This window comes from Bacillus norwichensis (assembly GCF_014836955.1).
Taxonomy (GTDB): domain Bacteria; phylum Bacillota; class Bacilli; order Bacillales; family Bacillaceae_C; genus Siminovitchia; species Siminovitchia norwichensis.
Genome location: NZ_JACSPV010000008.1, coordinates 115244 through 130306, shown reverse-complemented (window position 1 = coordinate 130306; position 15063 = coordinate 115244). Strand labels below are relative to the sequence as shown.

Annotated in this window: 13 protein-coding genes; all 13 read right to left on the bottom strand. The window is 37.2% G+C overall.

Annotation, left to right across the window (positions count from 1 at the left end; translation table 11 throughout):
* Nucleotides 1–32 precede the first annotated feature (32 nt).
* The 13 genes from H9631_RS06920 to H9631_RS06860 all read right to left on the bottom strand — a co-directional run bounded on the left by H9631_RS06920 (nucleotide 33) and on the right by H9631_RS06860 (nucleotide 14867).
* The gene (locus H9631_RS06920; protein ID WP_225220907.1) at nucleotides 33–1571 is read right to left on the bottom strand and encodes an acyl-CoA carboxylase subunit beta; all 1539 of its coding nucleotides are present in this window, start codon (nucleotides 1569–1571) and stop codon (nucleotides 33–35) included.
* Nucleotides 1572–1785: 214 nt separating this feature from the next.
* On the bottom strand, nucleotides 1786–3006 hold the full coding sequence (locus H9631_RS06915) for a saccharopine dehydrogenase family protein (protein ID WP_191811273.1): 1221 nt from the start codon (nucleotides 3004–3006) through the stop codon (nucleotides 1786–1788).
* 35 nt (nucleotides 3007–3041) lie between these two features.
* Entirely contained in the window at nucleotides 3042–4256 is a 1215-nt protein-coding gene (locus tag H9631_RS06910) for a saccharopine dehydrogenase NADP-binding domain-containing protein (RefSeq protein ID WP_191811272.1), read from the bottom strand.
* A 168-nt stretch (nucleotides 4257–4424) separates the two neighbouring features.
* Entirely contained in the window at nucleotides 4425–5927 is a 1503-nt protein-coding gene (locus tag H9631_RS06905) for a class I adenylate-forming enzyme family protein (protein WP_191811270.1), read from the bottom strand.
* Between the two features lie 22 nt (nucleotides 5928–5949).
* Nucleotides 5950–7050: a YkvI family membrane protein gene (locus tag H9631_RS06900; RefSeq protein WP_191811268.1), complete on the bottom strand. Its 1101-nt coding sequence runs from the start codon at nucleotides 7048–7050 to the stop codon at nucleotides 5950–5952.
* Nucleotides 7051–7303: 253 nt separating this feature from the next.
* Nucleotides 7304–8032, bottom strand: coding sequence for a 2-phosphosulfolactate phosphatase (locus H9631_RS06895; protein ID WP_191811266.1), 729 nt, complete (start codon nucleotides 8030–8032; stop codon nucleotides 7304–7306).
* Nucleotides 8033–8046: 14 nt separating this feature from the next.
* Nucleotides 8047–9117: a phosphotransferase family protein gene (locus tag H9631_RS06890; RefSeq protein WP_225220906.1), complete on the bottom strand. Its 1071-nt coding sequence runs from the start codon at nucleotides 9115–9117 to the stop codon at nucleotides 8047–8049.
* Nucleotides 9118–9248: 131 nt separating this feature from the next.
* On the bottom strand, nucleotides 9249–9821 hold the full coding sequence (locus H9631_RS06885; RefSeq protein WP_191811264.1) for a TetR/AcrR family transcriptional regulator: 573 nt from the start codon (nucleotides 9819–9821) through the stop codon (nucleotides 9249–9251).
* Between the two features lie 66 nt (nucleotides 9822–9887).
* Nucleotides 9888–10658 (bottom strand): SDR family oxidoreductase, encoded by a 771-nt coding sequence (locus H9631_RS06880; RefSeq protein ID WP_191811262.1) that lies wholly within the window; start codon nucleotides 10656–10658, stop codon nucleotides 9888–9890.
* A gap of 220 nt (nucleotides 10659–10878) precedes the next feature.
* A complete protein-coding gene (locus H9631_RS06875) occupies nucleotides 10879–12087 on the bottom strand; it encodes an acyl-CoA dehydrogenase (protein ID WP_191811260.1) in 1209 nt (402 codons plus the stop codon).
* Nucleotides 12088–12421: 334 nt separating this feature from the next.
* The gene (locus tag H9631_RS06870; protein WP_191811258.1) at nucleotides 12422–13249 is read right to left on the bottom strand and encodes a DUF4097 family beta strand repeat-containing protein; all 828 of its coding nucleotides are present in this window, start codon (nucleotides 13247–13249) and stop codon (nucleotides 12422–12424) included.
* A complete protein-coding gene (locus tag H9631_RS06865) occupies nucleotides 13250–13954 on the bottom strand; it encodes an ABC transporter permease (RefSeq protein ID WP_191811256.1) in 705 nt (234 codons plus the stop codon).
* Nucleotides 13947–14867, bottom strand: coding sequence for an ABC transporter ATP-binding protein (locus H9631_RS06860; protein WP_191811254.1), 921 nt, complete (start codon nucleotides 14865–14867; stop codon nucleotides 13947–13949). Before H9631_RS06860 ends, H9631_RS06865 begins: the two co-directional genes overlap by 8 nt.
* Between the last annotated feature and the right edge of the window lie 196 nt (nucleotides 14868–15063).

The following is a 15063-nucleotide window of genomic DNA, read 5'->3' as shown; positions in this document are numbered from 1 at the left end:
TTCAGCCGGGCTTTGCCCCCTGCTGAATGAAGTTAAAACTGCGTTGGCCAATTAGCTAGCTGCCGCTTACTTTTTGATCCGTTATTAACACAGGCATACTCTAACGTTTGGGCTAAAAACTTCCTCGTATCCCTCGGATCAATAATATCTTCTAACAAATATTTCGCTGCTGCTTTATAGGGCGAGCTATCGAATTCCCATGTTTTTAACAATTCTAATCGTTCTTTTTCAGGGTCTTCAGACTGTTGCAATTTGCGGCCATATACTACATTTACTCCAACTTCTGGCCCTGTAAAGTTAATTTCAGCGCCCGGCCAAGCCACAACAAAGTCAGCTCCCATTGTAGGACCGCACATATTGGCAAAAGCTGCACCAATACTTTTTCTTATAACGACCGAAATTTTAGGTACAGTTGATTGGGCAAGCGCTTGATTCCAAAGTAGTATCTTCGTAGGCATTTTATATTTCTCAGCATCTCGTGATACGCGGAATCCAGGAGTGTCATGTAAAAAAATCATGGGGATATGATAAGAGTCACAGAGACAAATAAATTCAGTAGCTTTGTCAGCTTCATGTGGGCCTGCTGATCCTGCATATTTCAATGGTTGATTGGCGATAATTCCTACAACTCGTCCATTAATTCTCGCTAATACTGTTAGAAGTGCTGGACCATATATAGATTTTAGTTCAAAAAAATTCCCATCATCGACAATAGATTGAATCACTTTTTTCATATCGTATACTTGTGCTCTTCTGGATGGTACAAAGTCAATTACTTCATCAAGTCTTCTGTAAGGATCATCATTTGATTGTTTAAACAATGGTTCTTCGCCAGCATTAAGGGGCATATAGGAAAAGAAACGTTTTAATTCTTCTATACTCTCCTCCTCACTCTCTGAAAAATGATCAGATTGTCCCGTAATATGAGCATGCAGTTTCCAGCCACCTAACTCATCATCACTTACTTTCTCACCTGTGGCCATCTCTAAAATACGAGGACCTGCTACAGCCATCGTCGTACCTTTACGTTGAGAAACAAAATCAGAGGTTACTGCTACCCAGGCTGGATCGCCAAAACTATCACCTAAAACTGCTGTCATCATTGGTACTTGCCGCCTATGTAACAACAATTCTTCAGGAAATAAGCTTTGACTTATGCCATCTGACCCCATACCATCCGGCATTCGTAAACCTCCGCCTTCGGTTAAATTGAACATTGGTAGACCTCGTTTAAGTGCATATGCATGAATCGATTTAGTTTTTCGAGCATGTATCATGCCAGTTGTTCCTGCAAATACTGTTTTATCAATTGCTTGTACTACAGCTGGGCGACCATCTACTTTAGCAAGACCTGTAATAATACCATCACCGGCACTTTTGTCTTCACTACCAACCTGATCAGAATGAGCAAGCATACCGAACTCTAGAAATGTACCTTTATCGACCAATTTCTCAATTCGTTCTCTTGCTGTATAGTAACCCGCATCATGTAATCGTTTTATTTTATCTTCTCCGCCTCCTAATTTGGCATTTTCTTTTCTTCTCAATAGCTCGTCTATATCTTTTTTCATTACTCCCACCCTTTTTGAATATTCCACCTTTTTTAACCAAATGCGCCTTCCCGTATTTGCTCCCAGATTTTATCAAGCTCCTCTCGATGAATTTCCTTTGAAAATCTGTGGCATGCGTCGAAGGCTTTAACCTTATTCAGCCAGGTTTGCCTCACCATTACAGAAAATGGGAGGCTTCTGCTGAATGAAGTTAAAGAATAACTAACTGTTTCCATTAAACTTTAGTTAATCCTGTTAAAGTTCTTCCTTTTTTAATAGATTGTATGGAACCATCATCTAAGATCATATCAATGATTAATCCAGAGCTTACAGATGCTTCATTGACGCTCTTACGGCTTCCTAAATAGTTAAATACATCCTTAGGGTTTAATACCTCTGGAGCAATTACTCCAGTTGAATCTACCTTCCTATCCGTAATGAGCTCTGCCCCTACTACTGCTGGAATGGCTACGGAAACCGCTGTCGGTTCAGAACTAACAGTTGTGTAAATAAACCCTAAATCTTTCCCCTCTTTTTTTCCCTTAACTATTACTTTTAATCCACCAAGTCCATTAGATTCAGCTACTGCAAGCAATTCAGGATGTTCCTGTAAAAAACGAACGGCAAAATCTCTTGGTGCAATATCTGTCCCGTTTACATTTATAGGTATTGTTGAACCAAAGCCTAAATCGAATAATTTTTTAAAATTATCCACGATCTTTTCTGGTAACAGCGCGCCTTTATTCGTGACTTTTTTTACTTGTGGATAAAAGTGCGGAATGGTAATTGGCTCAGGGTGGCCAACGTCATACACTTTTACTTTCCCTAATGGTTCTGGAAATTCCACAATCAATGAACCTTCTTCTTGAAATGGTTTTATCATGGTTTGTTTTCCTTCTGAATAGCCTGGTACGAGACCTGTTCCTCCATGAAATACATGGTACAAAATAGCTGATCCTGTCTCTGATTCTCCCATCACCCAAATCGTTTCTACTTCTTCCGTTTCATCTAATTCCTCCATGCCCATTTTCACTAAAATATTAGTAATCCCAGGGGAAGTCCCCATTCCTGTTAATACAGTAATTCCCGCATCTTTTACACGTTTGTCCATTTTTAAAATCTCTTCTGCCGCATCATAATCATCACAAATATCTACATAATTTGTTTTCGCCTCCATACAAGCTTCGATAATCATTGGTGCATATCGATAAAATGGACCTACAAAGTTAATTACAATTGATGTATCCGCTAACAATTGTATTAACTTCTTTCGATCTGTTACATCCACTGATGCAGTTGAAACGAGATCACTGTTTATTTCTTGAGCAATCTGATTCGCCGCTTCTAAATTTACATCCGCAATCACGATTTCCGAGAAACGCTTATTTAAGACGAGATCTTTTATCGCCATTGATCCCATCCCGCCTGCTCCTCCTAATACGACAATCTTGCTCATCCTTCATTACCTCCCATTACCATTGTCAGCCTCTCTTACCATAATTCTGGAAATGTTTCATCGTCTATAATTGAACTTGTTACCGTATCATCCTCCATGGTTCGTTTTACTTGAAAACCTTTTTCTCCTTCAAAATATCCAACCTCCCGTAAGCGGGCCATGATTTGTTTGGGCGCTAAACATTCTGGAGCAACTACCCCTTGTATAGTAATCTCTTTATTTAATAACTGTGCCGCGACAACACCTGCTGGAACTGATGTGCCCTGATCCATCCGGTCATATGCTGATTTGGTAAAAGTATAGCTTGCCTTCTTTCCATCTTTTTCACCGATCACTTCAACCCTTGCTGCACTGACTGATCTCTTCTTTTCCCCAGAACGTTGTTTCGCTTTTGCTTGTTTATGCTGAAATAAACTAAGTAAAAACTCCAATGGAACAATTGGCTCCTCTTTAAACATGATTGGCACTTCACTTGTAAGTCCTAAATCAACTAATGTTTTAAACATCGGGTTTTGGAACTCAGGTAATAATGCCCCCAGGTTAGTCACCTTTTTAACATTTGGAATAAATTTAGATAGGGTAACTGGTTCTGGATGACCTACATGATATAGTGTTACCTCTCCTACTGGCTCTCCAAAATCAATTTTCTCTGCCATATCTCGCTGAAACGCGCGTATCCACCTTTCCTCTCCGTCTAAAAAAGTGGGTACCTTTCCTTCCATTATATGGAACATATGAATTAAGGCTCCAAATCCACTTGGCTCAGCATCACCGACAACCCAATATGTATTAATTTCATCTGTTCGGTCAAGGGCGTCAGCACCTAAACGAGCTAATACATTTGTGATTCCAGGAGAAGCACCCATTCCAGTGATTGCTGTTATACCTTTTTCTTTTGCTAATTTATCTAATTTTAACGCTTCGATTGTGACATCATAGTCATCACATAAGTCGATATAATTTACTTCACTATTGATTGCTGCTTCTAACACTGTTGTTTTATATCGATAATAGGGTCCGACAAAGTTCATTACTAAATCAGCATGAGTCATAATTGATGCGAGTTCTTCATGATTATGAATGTCTAATTTCTTTGCTGAGGCTTTAGAACCGAGTTGTTCAACAATCTGTTGAAGACGTTTTTCATTTATATCTGTTAATACGATTTCTTTAACTGTTTCTTGTTGCACTAAATAATTGATTGCTGGCTGTGCCATATTGGCAGCACTACCCAAAACAACGACTTTCATTTATTTACACCCTCTCCCTGATCTAATTTAAGTATGACTTCCTTCAATTAAGCAGAAGTTTCTGTATGTGTGATGGGTTCAAACCCCATCTGAATAAAGTTAAAGCCTCCGCGGATACTACAGACTTAGCTCGATAAAATCTGGGGATAAATACGCCCAAGCATTTTTTTATAATTTTCTCAATTCTTTTCGTACAACTTTTCCAAGCTCATTCACTGGTAATTCAGATAGAAAGGCTACCTCTTCGGGCACTTTATATGTAGCTAATTTAGTCTTACAATAATTCAAGAGTTCTTCTTCTGTGACCACTTTACCAGGTTGTATTGCGACAAATGCTTTAACTTTTTCACCCATATCTTTATTTTTAACACCAACTACACCTGCCTCTAACACACTTGGATGTTGATTAAGCACTTTTTCAACCTCAACAGGATATACATTAAATCCACCCCGGATGATCATATCCTTTTTCCTGTCTACGATAAAGATATCATCGTCTTCATCCATATATCCGACGTCTCCAGTCATAAGCCAGCCATCTCGAAGGACACGATCAGTTTCCTCAGCCATTTTATAGTAACCTTTCATCACATTCGGCCCTTTAATGGCTAATTCCCCTACACTTCCCTTTGCTAACTGCCGACGATTTTCATCAAAAACAGCAACTTCACTTTCCGGAAAAGGCTTCCCGACCGAATTATCTTTAATTGAATGTAATCTTTGCAAAGCAAAGCTTGAAGTTGATTCCGTTAACCCATAGCCTTCTATCATTCTTGTCTTAAATTGACTCTCAAAAAACTTACGAATTTCTTCGGATAACGGTGCTGCACCAGAAATCCAATACTTAACAGAAGAAACATCAACTTGTTTCAATTGACCATATTGCGCCATTCGATAAAAAATAGTTGGGACACCAGAAAACAAGCGGATTTTTTCTCCTTCAATATGCTGGAAAATTTCTTCTATATCAAAACGAGGCATTAACACGATACGAGCGCCAACTAAATACGACATCATCGTTACAGTTAATCCGTAAATATGTGAGATAGGTAAGACAACTAACATTGAGAATCCTAATTCTACTAAAGTCTTATGATCCTTCCCGAGCAATTCTAAAGCCTGTAATTCCAAATAAACAGAATGTATATTTCCATGCGTAATCATCGCACCTTTTGGAGTTCCTGTCGTTCCCGATGTATAGATAATTGCAGCAACATCATCTTTATGTTTATAAACAATATCTATTGCTGCAAAATCCTTTTGTTTAAAAACGTGTTTTATATTATCTGAATCTATTACAATAGTATTTGGTGCTGTTCCAGTAGAATTCTTAGGAATTTTATATTCATTTTCTGAATTAGTAATGATGAAAGTCGGCTCACAATGGGTAACAACATACTGAACTTCATTTTTGTTTAATGAATCGTTAATGGGAACAATAACTGCGCCATTCTTTAAAGCTGCTTGATAGCTAATGAGTACTTCCGGCATGTTCGGGAGCATAATAATCACTCGATCATCTTCCTCAAGCCCCCGTTCTCTTAAATAAGCTGCTAATTGATTGGACTTTTCCTCCAGCTCCAAGTTCGTATAATTTTGACCTTCATATGTTATAAAAGGATACTCACCATAGTTTTCGATATTTTTAACAGCCATTTCAGCAATATTCATTTTTAAAACCCCCTCCTCGTCCTTACATTGCTTTTTTCTCTAATTGTTTAGTCTTCACTTTAAGCCTAATTTGTTTATACGCCATAACGATTAAAAGAATTAATCCTAAAACTCCTGTTAAAGGAAAAATAGTTCCAACTAGTTTTCCAAAAGGTAAAAATAAACCACCTAAAAAGGCAATAAATATCAAAACGAGAGAAATCACTCTATATTTTGTTGTTCTTTCAGCGCCAAAACTATTACAAACATACCAAAACATCGGAGCACCAGTCGTATAGATTCCTGCCAATAAAATGAATGAAAACACCAAACCAAATATCGGATGAAAGCCTTCTGCTAAATAGACAAGTGGAGTTTCCTTATCAAAAATATCTTTAATATTAATAAGCAATGCAAAGGATATTATTGATATCGTAATGGAGTAAATCAATGCACCCAATAGACCGCCTAATAATGCCTCTCTGCGACTTTGTGCAGTAGAACCCATTTTAATCAGAAATGGTGCTGCTACAGTGATACCTAAAGCGGCATACAATATCCCTGAAAGCAGCCAAGAGTCTACTGCTTTGACTACCTTTACTTCATTCATTAATTGTTCGGCTACAAAAAGATTGTCCAGATTATTGAAAATACTGATAATACTTATAATGCTTGTAAAGATAATAAGGATTGGTGCAATAAAACTGAGAATATCGACCAGTTTCTGAAGGCTAAGTAAAACAGTGATGTAGATTAGCACAACCATTACCCCTGCACCAACCAGTTTATTCACTCCATAAAAATCAGCAAAAATCGTACCTGATCCAGATATTAAAGTAACTGTTAAGGCAAAGAGAAATAAGGTAACAAACCATTCAAACACTTTGCCAAAAAATTTACCAAGAAAATATTGATATACATTTCCTTCAAGATTTTTTGTTTCATTACCTATCACAATAAGTGATGAAGCTGCCCAACCAAATATAAGTAACGTAACAATGATTGAAGCAATACCTATATAGCCGTGTGCTGTAAAAAATTGCATCGACTCCTGACCAGTGGCTGTAGCTGACCCTATTAAATATGCACATAACGCACCAGCTAAAATAAAAACGCGTTTCCAATTAATTGTCTTTTCAGACATCTCATTCCCTCCAATACTATCAAATGCGCCTTGGCGTATTTGCGCCCAGAATTTATCGAGCTTAAGCTCGATAAATTTCCTCTGAAAATCTCTGGCATCCGCCGGAGGCTTTAACCTTATTCAGCCGGGGGTTGAACCCCCACTGAATGGAATACCGATAGGCATTCCTCTCACCACTTACAGAAGCGGGAGACTTCTGCTGAATGAAGTTAATTTTAATAATGTTAGCCCCTGATCAGGAGCACCTCTTGTTTTATACAATAATTCGGTCGCCTACTAACTGAGGTACAATAGGAATTTTACCCTGCTGGCTAACAAAGGAAATTTCATTTGCTAATCCATAGTCCAGAAGCATTTTCCCAACCCTTGTAGCAGATAGAATTTGTTCACTTTCATTCTCAAACTTTTCATAAAATAGTTTGGCATTTAAGGCGCTATCTGTTAATTCCATTTCATTTTTATCACTAGCATTGACTAGTCGATGAATAAAATAACCGGCTCCATAGAAATCTTCCATACTGAAACGACTCCCCGATCCGGAACAAACAACAACAACCGTGTAATCGTTTTCAAATTTTTTATGAATATATTCTGCTACTGCATTACCATTTAGTAGAGATGCGATGAAAATATATTTGGCAAATGTTACTTTCCGAATGGCTACAGTCCCATTTGTTGTAGCTAAAATAAGACTTTTATCCTTTACTTTCTTGCTTAAAGAAAGTGGAGTTGGATCTAAAAATCCTTGTATCGTTTGCCCATCTACTTCTCCTACAAGCAGAGGCTTTAAATGAGCCAATGATTTCTCTAATAATAGAGCTTCCCTGTTATCCTTTACCGGAAAAACTTCTTTAGCTCCGTGGAATAAACAAGTTACAATTGTTGAAGTTGCTAGTAAAACATCCAATACAACGACAATTTGCTGATCAGTGATTTTCGATGGGTCGATATCTTCCTTTTTCATGATTAAGTGGATATTCATTTATTCACACTCTTCTAGTTATATTGATTTGCACTTTGTAATGCTTGACGGATCATATTTTTAACAAGAGTATTCAATTTCGCAAAACGTTGGTCATTTGTCTGGCCATTTTTATACCGATAATATATTTGCTGACCAATTACAGCCAATTTAAAGTATGCAAAAGTAAGATAATAATCGATTGTCGAAACATCACGGCCACTATTAGAGGCATATTCCTCAATAAATTGATCTCGTGTAAAAAATCCATCCATTACGGTAACAGGAGGTTTTCCTAAGCCAAATTTTAATAGATCATTATCGTCGTCTTGAATCCAATAACTCATCGCAACAGCAACATCTGCCAAAGGATCGCCAATCGTTGACATTTCCCAGTCAAATAACCCTGTCATCTGTGTAAAATCTTCCGTAAACATAGCATTGTTTAATTTGTAATCATAATGAATGACAGTCGATTCTGTTGAATGAGGTATATGTTTTAATAAATAATGGATGAGTTTTTCCACTTCTTTAATTTCATCTGTTTTTGAACGTTCATATCGTTTAATCCACCCATTTACCTGCCGCTCCAGAAATCCTTCTGGTTTTGCGAGCTGAATAAGTCCAGTTTGCTTATAGTCTATTTGATGTAACTCTATTAATTTATTTACCATCAATTTGGATATTTGCTTTCCCAGTTCAGGACGATAGGATATATGATCAGAAAACTTGGTATCAAGTACAATCCCTTTTCTTCTCTCCATAATAAAAAATGGGCTGCCAACGATCGATTCATCGTCCGAATAAATCAAGGGCTTTGGTGCTGCATGATACACACTATGAATATTTTCTAAAAACGTATATTCTCTTCTCATATCATGCGCTTTGGCCGCAACTGGCCCATGAGGCGGCCTGCGTAATACAGCTTCCCAATCTCCCATCTTCAGTAAATAAGTTAAATTCGAATGGCCCGCCCCAAATTGTTCAATTTCCAACTCATGATTAGCAGTGTCCAAAAGTTGCTTTTGTAAAAAACATTTAAGCTTTTCTTTTGATAATTCCTCGCCTTTTCTTACTGGGATCGTATCTTTATAATTTTGTTCCATTTTCATCTCCCCATTTTTCTTTAGTGACTTTGACTCCTTTAATGAACGCAAACAATCGGCCGTTTTATAATGCTTCCATTTCATACTAACCATTCAGTATGTGAAACTTAAAAAAAGACATTTCTCAAAATCTAATCATTTTTTTCTATTATTCCATTAAAAATCACATCTGCATAAATCTGAACTAATTCATCTGAAAGTATTTCACCATCAGGTTTAAACCATTGATAGCTATAATTCGTTAAGCTTAAAATGGCAAAAGTAATGATATCCGGTTTCAGATTTGGTCGTAATTCACCACTGTCCATTCCAGTTCTAATAACCTTTTCAATATTTAATCTAACTTGGTTGCGCTTTTGCTTTATGATACGGATATTCTCATCAGATAAATGCCTTATTTCTCTAAAAAAAACGCGCCCGCTCGGTCCTTTATCTTGAATATCATGAATTAATAACGCTATAATATTCCTTATTTTTTCAACACTGGAGCTGCTTTCAGCTTTCAAAATTTTCTCTTGTCGTTCCAATAAATCATCTATATATTCAAGATGAATCGCCATTAGTAATTGTTCTTTACTAGAAAAGTAGTAATAAAATGTACCTTTTGTTACTTCTAACTCATCAACTATATCTTGGATAGATGTTTGGGTAAAACCTTTTTTCTCAAAAAGTTCGATGCTTTTTTCTGTCATTTTCTTCTTCATTTTTGAATTCACCACTATTATATTTTTATGTTAAATTTACCATAAACATCTATCATTCTCCATCACTTATAGTGCATGCGCCCCACCATCAACAGTCAATATATCACCCGTTATATAATCTGAGGCATTTGATGCTAAGAATACTGCAGCTCCTTTTAAATCAGAATCTTTTCCGAGTCTGTTTAATGGAGTATTGCTAAGTATAGTTTCTTTGCCATATTCAATCAGTACTTTAGACATTTTGGTCGGGAAAAAGCCCGGTGCTATTGCGTTTACATTAATATTATATTTTCCCCATTTTACTGCTAAATCTTTTGTGAATGTCATAACAGCTCCCTTGCTCGTGTTATATCCAATCGTTTGCATAAAAGCAGGTGTTCCACCAAACCCAGCTATGGATGCAATGTTGATGATTTTTCCTTTGTTTTGTTCGATCATGACTTTACCGACCGCTTGGCTCATTAAAAAGGTTCCTGTTACATTCACATCCATAACTTTAGTCCAGGCTTCATAAGGCATTTCTTCAACAGGTGCGGCCCATGATGCTCCACTATTATTTACCAGAATATCAATCGAACCAAAATTTTCTAATGTTGCATTGATGACGTTTTTGATGTGTTCCTGGTTCGTAACGTCACATTCTATAGCTAATGACTGAACACCATATGTGTTCAGTTTACGACTCATTTCCTCACAAGCAGCTACGTCTCTGGAACAAACCACTACATTCGCTCTAGCTTCAGCATAAGCTTCAGCAATATGAGCTCCTAATCCTCTTCCACCTCCAGTTACAATGGCTGTTTTATTCGATAATTTAAACATATCCAGTATTGTCATGACTTTGCTCCTTCATCAAGATTAGATTATATCAAATGCGCCTTGGCGTATTTGCGTCCAGATTTTATCGAGCACAGCTCGATAAATTTCCGCTGAAAATCTGTGACATCCGCCGGAGGCTTTAACTTCATTCAGTCAGGTTTGAAACTCTACTGAAATGGAATGCCAATAGGCTTTCAACTCACCACTTACTGAAGGGGGAGATTTATGCTGAATGAAATTAAACAAACTTCTTCATTTCTAACCTTGCAATTTGTCTCCTGTGAACCTCATCCGGTCCGTCAGCAATCCGTAATGACCTTGCATTGGCAAACAAATGGGCAAGTGGATAATCTTCACTGACTCCTGCTCCACCAAATACTTGAATCGCACGATCAACCACTTTTTGCGCCATATTTGGTGCTACCACTTTAATCATCGCAATTTCCGTTTTAGCCTTTTTATTTCCGACGGTATCCATCATATAAGCTGCTTTAAGTGTCAATAATCTTGCCTGCTCAATTTCCATCCTTGATTCAGCTATCCATTCTTGAATCACACCATGCCTTGCTAATGTCTCACCAAAAGTGCTTCTTTGCAAAGTTCGTTTCGTCATGAGCTCAAGAGCTCGTTCAGCGGAACCGATTAAGCGCATACAATGATGGATACGGCCTGGTCCCAATCTTCCTTGAGCAATCGCAAATCCTTTTCCCTCTCCCCAAATCATATTTGAAACCGGAACTCGTACATTGTTAAACTCAATTTCTGCATGACCATGAGGTGCCCCATCGTAACCAAAAACAGGCAACATCCTTTTGATCGTTACACCTGGAGTATCCAATGGTACAAGAATCATAGACTGTTGCTCATAGCGAGGAGCGCTTGGATCATTTTTCCCCATAAATATAGCCACTTTACAACGGGGATCTCCAGCTCCAGAGGACCACCATTTTGTACCATTAATAACATAGTTATCGCCATCTCTCACAATCGTTGCCTGAATATTAGTCGCATCGCTAGAAGCTACACTCGGCTCTGTCATGGCAAAACACGAGCGAATTTCACCTTCCAATAATGGTTCAAGCCACTCTTTTTTTTGCTCTTCAGAACCATATTGAACAAGTACTTCCATATTCCCAGTATCGGGAGCATTACAATTAAAAACTTCAGGTGCGATCATGGAACGTCCCATAATTTCGGCTAAAGGCGCATATTCCAGATTCGTTAAACCAGCTCCATATCTTTCATCCGGCAAAAACAAATTCCATAATCCTTGAAGTTTTGCCCTTTCTTTCAACTCTTCAATGATCGTCGGAACAGAACCCCAACGATCATCTTGGGCTTCCAATTGATCTTGATACACTTTTTCATTTGGATAAATGTACTCTTCCATAAATCCCGTCAATTCTTTTTGTAAACCTTCCACTTTTTTCGAAAAAGAAAAATCCAAATATATCCTTCCCTTCGAGAATACTAAATAGTCAGTATGTTGAAGATAAATAAATGAAATCATGCTATTCAGCGGTTAATAAACTGAGTTCTCCATAACATACCTACCGTTCAGTATGTTACGGTTAAAAATTATATTATCCCAATGTTTTAAAAAACGCAAGTATTTTTTGATTATTAAAAAAAGAAAGAATCAATTATATGCTATTATCCTAAATTACGGAAATAAGGCCACCGCCAATCCCAAATAGCTGAAAGGGAGCAATCTATTGATCTCAAAAGTTTATTGCTCCCTCGATATCCAAATACTCTCATAGAGTTGTCACTCTATTTTTCTATTTAATCCTAATAACACCATCTTTCGTTTCGGCTGAAAGCACATTTGCACCATTACCAATCATGCGGGTTTTCTTATCATATTTTGGCAAAGTAATTTCAATATCTGGCCCCGTGGTCGTTAATTGAAGTGAAGCTGGTACTTTTTTATATTGAATGCCGATATCACCAGAAACGCTTTTTACATGTAGACTTGGCTGTTCTGTTGTTCCTGTCATTTTGATTTGTCCATCAACCGTTTGTATCATGTGCACTGATCCTGTGCTTTCTTTTATAGCAACATCACCTGCACTTGAAACAATCCTTAAGCTGTCTAGGGCGCTTTGGGCGACTGTCATATTTCCATCATTTGTATGAAGTTCAGCATTTGAAATGGACATTTTTTTTAAATAAACCATGCCTGCCGACGTTTCCACTTGCACCGTGTCCAACGCTAAATCTTCGATTGTGAAATCACCATCTACACCTTTAAGTATTAATGATTTATTTTCAGATTTGGGTAATTGCATAATAATAGTTGGCATTGGTCGAAAACGGATGTTTTCTTTCCATTTTTTCTTGCGCTGCTGCTCCTTCATGAAGAATCGATTGTTCTCTTCATTAAGGAGCAGCATATTTTCACTTACTTTATGCCCTTTCATTTGAACATGTATTTTATCATCAGGTGAGTTGGAAATAGCGATATTTAACTCATCAAGTGTCACATCGATATAGGGCACCGCTTCGTATTCACCAATTGTTATTGTCTTCGCCGGTTGTTTCATAAAAAGAATAATGGTTACAGTGATTATTCCAAGCAATAGTACAAATAACATTTTGCGGATCATTTAAGCCACATCCTTTACATCAATGTTGCGGAATGATAAATAGGCAATACCAATGCCAAGCAATGCTAATAGGAGTGGAATAAATACAACATTGGCTAAGCTAAATGTTGCACCGCCATCAGAAACGGTTGAGTTAATCAAAAAGCCAATAATGACGGCAGATGTAATTGTGGCCGCGGTCGATTTTTTACGCATACCGAAAAATAACGGAATTAAAGCAATTGCGCTCATCGTTAACGCATTAGTCAATGTTTTTGGAAATGTCGCAACTAAATCTTGCATGGATACTGTGCCTTCAAAGAACCCGAGTGAAGGTTGTAAAAAGTACGTGATTATTTGCATAAGCCAAACCCCGGCAAATAAACTACCTGCAGTAAATAAGTAAGCAAGCGTTAACTTAGCAAATAAAAGTTTTTTACGCTTTATAGGGTAGGTAAACAATACTTGCATCGTTTTCGTACGAAACTCTGAAATGATCAAGCGAGATAAAATAACACTGCCCAAAATAATAAATGTAATATTCGATAAAATATTAACTACTGACATAAATTCCTGAAAGGACTCCATAGCTGCGTCTACATCATTTTTTGAAGTTAATGAAATGAGTGCCATAAAGCCATAGATGCCAATAACACAGGAGAAAAAGCTTGTAATATAACGTCCCATTTGATGCTTGCGCCATTCTAATTTTATTAATTTAAGCATGTTGTTTCCTCCCATTAATACGATTGACAAAGTATTCTTCTAACGATTGGTGTACAGTTTCGACCTCATCTACATCTATACCATGCATGATTAAATGCTTAGTTAATGTTGATGGCTTTTCGTGTATTTGTTGAATATTCAGGGTTCTAGTATTCGTGATCTGCACTTTAGCGTTGAATTTTTCCTCTAACAACTGTTTCGCTTTTTTCGCTTCACTAACCACCATTTCTATCATGGATTGCTGTTTATCACGCAGCGAATGCATCGAAATTTCCTCAATTAGTTCTCCCTCATTTAATACGCCAATCGTATCTGCAATGGATTCGATTTCTGAGACGATATGGCTCGAAATTAAAATGGTCATTCCATATTGCTGTTTTAGCATGACAAGCAGCTCTCTCACTTCTTTAATGCCGATGGGATCCAATCCATTAATGGGCTCATCTAAAATTAAAATTTTGGGTTTAGCAACAATGGCGCGCCCAATCGCCAGACGTTGACGCATACCAAGGGAAAATTCCTTTACTTTCTTCTTTTCAATTTGCTGTAAGCCTACAATATCTAACACTTTCTTTATATGGTTTTGGTCTTTATACCCCATATAAGCACAGTGCATTTGCAAATTTTCTTGTGCGGTTAGTTCCTCGTAAAAAATCGGATATTCAATGAGGCTGCCGATGTCCTTTAAATATTTATACGAACTTGTCATAATGGGTTGATTTTGAATGAAAATTTCCCCTGATGTCGGCTTTACCAAATTCAATATCATTTTCATCAACGTCGTTTTTCCAGCACCGTTTGGACCGAGAAAGCCATAAATTTCGCCTTCTTTAATATTCATACTTACTTGGTTAATGACAGGTTTACCTGTATAACGTTTTGTTAATTGATTTGTTTGAATCATATTATCCATACATAAGCCTCCCGTTTATTTGCTTAATTACATCGTAAAAGATTAAAGTAAAAATAAAGTAAACAGGCAGGAAAATGTACGTAATTTTTACTTAAATACAGGGTATGGCAGAAATAAACTTGTTAGAATGGAATTAGGAAAGCAATGGAATTGAAGTTGGACAACTATGCACTTTGTTCAATATGATTAGATGCAC

Coding starts and splice junctions, on each gene's coding strand:
- H9631_RS06920 (WP_225220907.1), bottom strand. CDS start 1,571: ATGAAAAAAGATATAGACGAGCTATTGAGAAGAAAAGAAAATGCCAAA.
- H9631_RS06915 (WP_191811273.1), bottom strand. CDS start 3,006: ATGAGCAAGATTGTCGTATTAGGAGGAGCAGGCGGGATGGGATCAATG.
- H9631_RS06910 (WP_191811272.1), bottom strand. CDS start 4,256: ATGAAAGTCGTTGTTTTGGGTAGTGCTGCCAATATGGCACAGCCAGCA.
- H9631_RS06905 (WP_191811270.1), bottom strand. CDS start 5,927: ATGAATATTGCTGAAATGGCTGTTAAAAATATCGAAAACTATGGTGAG.
- H9631_RS06900 (WP_191811268.1), bottom strand. CDS start 7,050: ATGTCTGAAAAGACAATTAATTGGAAACGCGTTTTTATTTTAGCTGGT.
- H9631_RS06895 (WP_191811266.1), bottom strand. CDS start 8,032: ATGAATATCCACTTAATCATGAAAAAGGAAGATATCGACCCATCGAAA.
- H9631_RS06890 (WP_225220906.1), bottom strand. CDS start 9,117: ATGGAACAAAATTATAAAGATACGATCCCAGTAAGAAAAGGCGAGGAA.
- H9631_RS06885 (WP_191811264.1), bottom strand. CDS start 9,821: ATGAAGAAGAAAATGACAGAAAAAAGCATCGAACTTTTTGAGAAAAAA.
- H9631_RS06880 (WP_191811262.1), bottom strand. CDS start 10,658: ATGACAATACTGGATATGTTTAAATTATCGAATAAAACAGCCATTGTA.
- H9631_RS06870 (WP_191811258.1), bottom strand. CDS start 13,249: ATGATCCGCAAAATGTTATTTGTACTATTGCTTGGAATAATCACTGTA.
- H9631_RS06865 (WP_191811256.1), bottom strand. CDS start 13,954: ATGCTTAAATTAATAAAATTAGAATGGCGCAAGCATCAAATGGGACGT.
- H9631_RS06860 (WP_191811254.1), bottom strand. CDS start 14,867: ATGGATAATATGATTCAAACAAATCAATTAACAAAACGTTATACAGGT.